Source organism: Rhizobium sp. NZLR11, from assembly GCF_019685115.1.
In the GTDB taxonomy this organism is placed as follows: domain Bacteria; phylum Pseudomonadota; class Alphaproteobacteria; order Rhizobiales; family Rhizobiaceae; genus Rhizobium.
On sequence record NZ_JABDWD010000021.1, the window covers coordinates 115002 to 121474 of the forward strand.

At 62.2% G+C, this 6473-nt stretch carries 5 protein-coding genes and 1 pseudogene; all 6 read right to left on the reverse strand.

Features of this window, described 5'->3' with window-relative positions:
• Positions 1–9: 9 nt before the first annotated feature.
• Entirely contained in the window at positions 10–1269 is a 1260-nt protein-coding gene (gene odhB, locus HJB83_RS28005; RefSeq protein ID WP_221115494.1) for a 2-oxoglutarate dehydrogenase complex dihydrolipoyllysine-residue succinyltransferase, read from the reverse strand.
• 40 nt (positions 1270–1309) lie between these two features.
• Positions 1310–1618: a YciI family protein gene (locus tag HJB83_RS28010; protein WP_221115493.1), complete on the reverse strand. Its 309-nt coding sequence runs from the start codon at positions 1616–1618 to the stop codon at positions 1310–1312.
• Between the two features lie 15 nt (positions 1619–1633).
• Positions 1634–4618, reverse strand: coding sequence for a 2-oxoglutarate dehydrogenase E1 component (locus HJB83_RS28015; RefSeq protein ID WP_207582096.1), 2985 nt, complete (start codon positions 4616–4618; stop codon positions 1634–1636).
• Positions 4619–4788: 170 nt separating this feature from the next.
• Positions 4789–5691, reverse strand: coding sequence for a succinate--CoA ligase subunit alpha (gene sucD / locus HJB83_RS28020; RefSeq protein ID WP_207582097.1), 903 nt, complete (start codon positions 5689–5691; stop codon positions 4789–4791).
• A 13-nt stretch (positions 5692–5704) separates the two neighbouring features.
• Positions 5705–6196, reverse strand: coding sequence for a DUF1579 family protein (locus HJB83_RS28025; protein WP_207582098.1), 492 nt, complete (start codon positions 6194–6196; stop codon positions 5705–5707).
• Positions 6197–6204: 8 nt separating this feature from the next.
• A pseudogene (gene sucC, locus HJB83_RS28030) lies at positions 6205–6473 on the reverse strand (succinate--CoA ligase subunit beta); the annotation flags it as partial.

Sequence of the window (6473 nt, forward strand, 5' to 3'; positions counted from 1 at the left end):
AAAGCTCCCTTAAAGATCGAGAACCAGACGTTCCGGATCTTCCAGGCTTTCCTTGACGCGCACGAGGAAGGTGACCGCTTCCTTGCCGTCGACGATGCGGTGATCGTAGGACAGCGCCAGATACATCATCGGACGGATAACCACCTGGCCGCCGATCGCCACCGGACGCTCCTGGATCTTGTGCATGCCGAGAATGCCGGACTGCGGCGCATTGAGGATCGGCGAGGACATCAGCGAACCGTAGACGCCGCCATTGGTGATGGTGAAGGTGCCGCCCTGCATGTCGGCCATGGAGAGCGAGCCGTCACGGGCTGCCTTGGCAAGACGGCCGAGTTCCTTCTCGATTTCGGCGATCGACATCTGGTCGGCGTCACGGATGACGGGAACGACGAGGCCCTTGTCGGTGCCGACGGCCATGCCGACATGGCAATAGTTCTTGTAGATGAGGTCGGTGCCGTCGATCTCGGCGTTGACCGCCGGCAATTCCTTCAGCGCATGCGTCACCGCCTTGGTGAAGAAGCCCATGAAGCCGAGCTTGACGCCATGCTTCTTCTCGAAAATATCCTTGTACTTGTTGCGCAGGTCCATGACCGCCTTCATGTCCACCTCATTGTAGGTGGTCAGCATCGCGGCGGTGTTCTGCGCATCCTTCAGGCGCTTGGCGATCGTCTGGCGCAGGCGCGTCATCTTCACGCGCTCTTCGCGCGAGGCATCCTCGACCGTCGACGGGCCGCGCGGGGCGGCAGGCGTTGCAGCCGGTGCTGCCGCCGGAGCCGAAATGCCCTTGGCGACGGCAGCGATGACATCGCCCTTCACCACCTGGCCGCGCTTGCCGCTGCCATCGACCTGATCGGCCGAAATGTTGTTTTCAGCAAGCATCTTCGAAGCCGCCGGTGCCGGCGGCATGGTGGAGACGGAAGCGCTCGACGATGCGGCAGCAGCGGCAACCGGCGCCGGCTGAGCAGGAGCAGCCGCGGCTGGCAGGACAGGAGCGGCGGCCGGTGCCGCAGCAGCGGGCGCGGCAGCAGCAGCACCTTCGGCGATCTGGCCGAGCAGCGCGCCGAGGCCGACGGTCTCGCCGGCGGCGACAACGATTTCCGAAAGCGTACCGGAGGTCGGCGCTGGAACTTCGATGGTCACCTTGTCGGTTTCAAGCTCGAGAATCGGCTCGTCGGCCTTGATGGCGTCGCCGACCTTCTTGAACCAGGTGCCGACGGTTGCCTCGCTGACGGATTCACCGAGAGTTGGAACGCGGATTTCTGTGGCCATTGTTCAGATCCTGATTTCGTGTGTGTTCGTTTAATGCGTTTCAGACGGCGGGCGGCCGCAAGATGATCGAGGGCATCGGCAGGATATCAAAACGGAAACCGAAACCGGAAGCGATGATCGGATCGCTGTCGGCAAGAACCTGTGCCGCCGCTTGATCCTCGACTTCGACGATCGCCATGCCGAAGGCGCCTTCGCCCTCAAACACCGGACCGACGACGATCGCCGATCCCGCAAGGGCGTGCCGGTGCCAGTATTCGACATGGCGTTTCATCGCCGCCATTTCCTCTCCGGTCCCGTCATGCGGGAAAGTGGGGCGCGGCGGCAGCAGTCTCAGAAAGAAATAAGCCACTGCGCCCCCCTTGTGTTAACCGCCCAATGCATCCTCGAGGAATGCGGCGAGCTGCGACAGATGCTTTGACATCAGGCCCGTCGCCGGCGAGGCGGCGGCCGGACGGCCGGTATAACGGACGCGCTGATACTTTGCATCGATATGGGCAAGCACCCATTCGAGGAAGGGGTCGATGAACGACCATGCGCCCATGTTCTTCGGCTCTTCCTGGCACCAGACCATCTCGGCATTGCGGAAGCGCGACAGCTCGTTGATCAGCGCCTTTGCCGGGAACGGATAGAGCTGTTCGACACGCAAGAGATAGATGTCGTCGATGCCGCGCTTTTCACGCTCTTCGAGAAGATCGTAATAGACCTTGCCGGAGCACATGACGACACGGCGGATCTTGTTGTCCTTCTGCAGCTTGATCGGGCCGTCCTTGATCACTTCGGCATCGTCCCAGAGCAGGCGATGGAAGGCGGATTCTCCGGCCATTTCGGCAAGCGTCGAGACTGCCCGCTTGTGGCGCAGCAGCGACTTCGGCGTCATCAGGACCAGCGGCTTGCGGAAGTCGCGCTTCAGCTGCCGGCGCAGGATGTGGAAGTAGTTCGCCGGCGTCGTGACGTTGGCGACCTGCATGTTATCCTCCGCGCAAAGCTGCAGGAAACGCTCGAGGCGGGCCGAGGAGTGTTCCGGACCTTGGCCCTCATAGCCATGCGGCAAGAGGCAGACGAGGCCCGACATGCGCAGCCATTTGCGTTCGCCCGACGAGATGAACTGGTCGAAGACCACCTGCGCACCGTTGGCAAAATCGCCGAACTGCGCTTCCCAGAGCGTCAACGCATTCGGGCGGGCAAGCGAGTAGCCATATTCGAAACCGAGCACGGCCTCTTCCGAAAGCATCGAATTGATGACTTCGTAGCGACCCTGCGTTGGCGAGAGATTGGCGAGCGGGATATAGCGTTCCTCGGTTTCCTGATCGTAGAGAACCGAGTGGCGCTGCGAGAAGGTGCCGCGTTCGCAATCCTGGCCGGACAAGCGGATCTTGCTGCCTTCGACGCAGAGTGCCCCGAAGGAGAGCGCTTCAGCCATCGCCCAGTCGATACCTTCGCCGGTGGCGATCATATTGGCGCGGTTTTCCATGAAGCGCTGGATCGTGCGGTGTGCAGTGAAGCCCGCCGGAATCTCCGAGAGCTTGCGGCCGATATCCTTCAGCGTCTTCATCGGCACGGCGGTCTTTCCGCGGCGCTGCTCGTCGGCATTGTCGGCCGCGCGCAGGCCCGACCACTCGCCGTCAAGCCAGTCGGCCTTGTTCGGCTTGTAGTGCTGGCCGGCCTCGAACTCCTGTTCGAGATGGGCGCGCCAGTCGGCCTTCATCTTCTCGACTTCACCTTCGGTGAGCAGGCCCTCGGCGACCAGGCGCGCCGCATAGATCTGCAGCACGGTCTTGTGGCCGCGGATCACCTTGTACATCTTCGGCTGCGTGAAGGACGGTTCGTCGCCTTCATTGTGGCCGTAGCGGCGATAGCAGAACAGGTCGAGCACGACCGGCTTGTGGAACTTCATGCGGAATTCGGTCGCGATCTTGGCCGCATAGACCACCGCTTCCGGATCGTCGCCGTTGACGTGGAAGATCGGCGCCTCGATCATCTTGGCGACGTCGGACGGATAGGGCGACGAACGCGAGAAGGCGGGGTTCGTCGTGAAGCCGATCTGGTTGTTGATGATGACGTGCATGGTGCCGGCGACGCGGTGGCCGCGCAGGCCGGAAAGGCCGAGGATTTCGGCAATGACGCCCTGGCCGGCGAAGGCTGCGTCGCCATGGATCAGAAGCGGCAGAACCTTGGCACGCTCGGAAAGCGGAATGATGTCGCCGTCCCAGACGGTAGCATTCATGTCCTGCTTGGCGCGGACCTTGCCCATGACGACGGGATCGACGATTTCAAGATGCGACGGGTTGGCTGTCAGCGAGACATGCACCTTGTTGCCGTCGAATTCGCGGTCTGAGGAGGCCCCGAGATGATACTTGACGTCGCCCGAGCCTTCGACTTCGTCGGGTGCGGCCGAGCCGCCCTTGAACTCGTGGAAGATCGCCCGGTGTGGCTTTCCCATGACCTGCGAGAGCACGTTGAGCCGGCCGCGATGGGCCATGCCGAACACGGCTTCCTTGAGGCCGAGATGGCCACCGCGCTTGAGGATCTGCTCGAGCGCCGGGATCAGCGATTCGCCGCCGTCGAGGCCGAAACGCTTGGTGCCCTTGAACTTGACGTCAAGGAACTGTTCGTAGCCTTCGGCTTCGGCGAGCTTGGCGAGGATTGCCTTCTTGCCTTCAGGCGAGAAAGCGACGCCCTTGTCCGGCCCTTCGATACGCTCCTGGATCCAGGCCTTCTCTTCCGGATTGGAGATATGCATGAATTCGACGCCGAGCGTCGAGCAATAGGTGCGCTCGAGGATATCGATCATCTCGCGGATGGTCGCGTATTCCAAGCCGAGCACGTTGTCGATGAAGATCCTGCGGTCGTAATCGGCGGCCGTGAAGCCGTAATTCTCCGGCGACAGCTCGCGATAGTCGTCGACGGGAGCGGCGATGCCGAGCGGGTCGAGCTTGGCATGCAGGTGGCCGCGCATGCGGTAGGCGCGGATCATCATGATGGCGCGCACGGAATCGCGCGTCGCCTGCAGCACGTCGGTGCTGTCGGCAGGCTTGCCCTCGGCTTCGGCCTTGGCCTTGACCTTGGTCTCGATAACCTTCTCGACGATACCCCAGTCGCCGTCGAGAGCCGACACCAGATCGCCGCCGGCCGCCAGCGGCCAGTTCTTCCTTCGCCAGGAAGCCCCCTTGGCCGCCCTCTTCACATCGCTGGGATCCTCCTCCAGCGCCTTGAAGAAGGTCCGCCACTGATCGTCGACCGACGCGGGGTCCTCTTCGTAGCGCGCATGCAGCTGCTCGATATAGGCAGCGTTGGCGCCATCCAGAAACGAGGTGATCTGAAACTGCTCGTTGGCTTCTTGCCGTGCCATGGTGATATGCGGACGCTGCCGCCCGCCTCCTGACTTTGATGAATTTGCCGGCTTGCTCGCCGGCTGCCGCATTCCGATTGCCGCCTGTCTGCGGCGCATCTGCATGTCTCGTGCCGTCAAGACCGGGCGGAAGGCGCAGATGCCGCTCCTCCGCCCGGGTATAAGTTGGTTTAGCCCTTGAGGACTTCAACCAGCGTCTTGCCGAGGCGGGCCGGAGACGGCGACACCTTGATGCCTGCCGATTCCATCGCCGCGATCTTCGATTCCGCATCGCCCTTGCCGCCGGAAACCACAGCGCCGGCATGGCCCATGGTGCGGCCCTTCGGCGCCGTGCGGCCGGCAATGAAGCCAGCCATGGGCTTGCTGCGGCCCTTCTTGGCTTCATCCTTGAGGAACTGCGCAGCATCTTCCTCTGCCGAACCGCCGATTTCGCCGATCATGATGATCGACTGGGTGGCTTGGTCGGCCAGGAACATTTCCAGGACGTCGATGAATTCGGTGCCCTTGACCGGGTCGCCGCCGATGCCGACGGCCGTGGTCTGGCCGAGGCCTTCGTTGGAGGTCTGAAACACGGCTTCATAGGTCAGCGTGCCCGAGCGGGACACGATACCGACCGAGCCCTTGCGGAAGATGGAGCCCGGCATGATGCCAATCTTGCATTCTTCCGGCGTCATGATGCCTGGGCAGTTCGGGCCGAGCAGGCGCGACTTGGAGCGGTCGAGGCGAGCCTTGACGCGAACCATGTCCATGACCGGGATGCCTTCGGTAATGCAGGTGATGAACGGGATCTCGGCATCGATCGCCTCGATGATCGCGTCGGCGGCACCGGCCGGCGGAACATAGATGACGGACGCGTCGGCGCCGGTCTTTTCCTTGCCCTCGGCAACGGTTGCGAAGATCGGCAGGTTTTCGCCCTTTGCGCCGGTCCAGGTTTCGCCGCCCTTCTTCGGGTGGATACCGCCGACCATCTGCGTGCCGTAATAGGCGAGCGCCTGTTCGGTGTGGAACGTTCCGGTCTTGCCGGTCAGACCCTGAACGAGGATCTTGGTGTCTTTATTGACGAGAATAGACATGCGAGGCCTTTGTCTAGGAGAGGTTGGAAGACGTGGGGGACGAGCGACGATAGATGCCGCTGACGACCTCCTGCCAAGTATCGCTGCCTGCAGGCGAAAAGCTGACGCCCATCCGGTAGCAGTCTTCATTTTCAAATGTGAATGCGGTGCGCTGTCTGCCGCGCGGCGAAGCCTTCATCAGCACGAGTTCCTTGCCGTTCCATTCGCCGGAAGCTGGCGACGGTGGCGCGAAGCCCGCGCTGTCGAACTGGTAGAGCTTGTAGGTCTGGTCCGAAGCATCGAAGCCGAAAACATTTCGGGCCTCGAACGAAACAGCCCCATCGCGCGACTGGCGATAGCGCTGCTCGAGGAAGAACCCGCCGAACAGCGCCTCGCCGGAAAGTTTAGCACTGGCCTTACCTTCAGTCGTCCACGCCGACCCTGCGACGCGCTCCTCCCCTTCCCATACGCCGGCAAAGGCATTGAGACGGATATGAGCAGCAGATGGCGTGGACTGGAAGGTCATGATCGCTCTCAGCCGTTGATCGCCGCGACGATCTTCTTGGCTGCATCGTCCAAGTCGTCAGCCGCTGTGATCGCGAGACCCGACTCGTTCAGGATCTTCTTGCCGAGCTCGACATTGGTGCCTTCAAGGCGCACGACGAGCGGAACCTTGAGGCCGACTTCCTTGACCGCGGCAATGACGCCCTCGGCAATGACATCGCACTTCATGATGCCGCCGAAGATGTTGACGAGAATGCCTTCGACCTTGGGGTCTGCGGTGATGATCTTGAAAGCCGCAG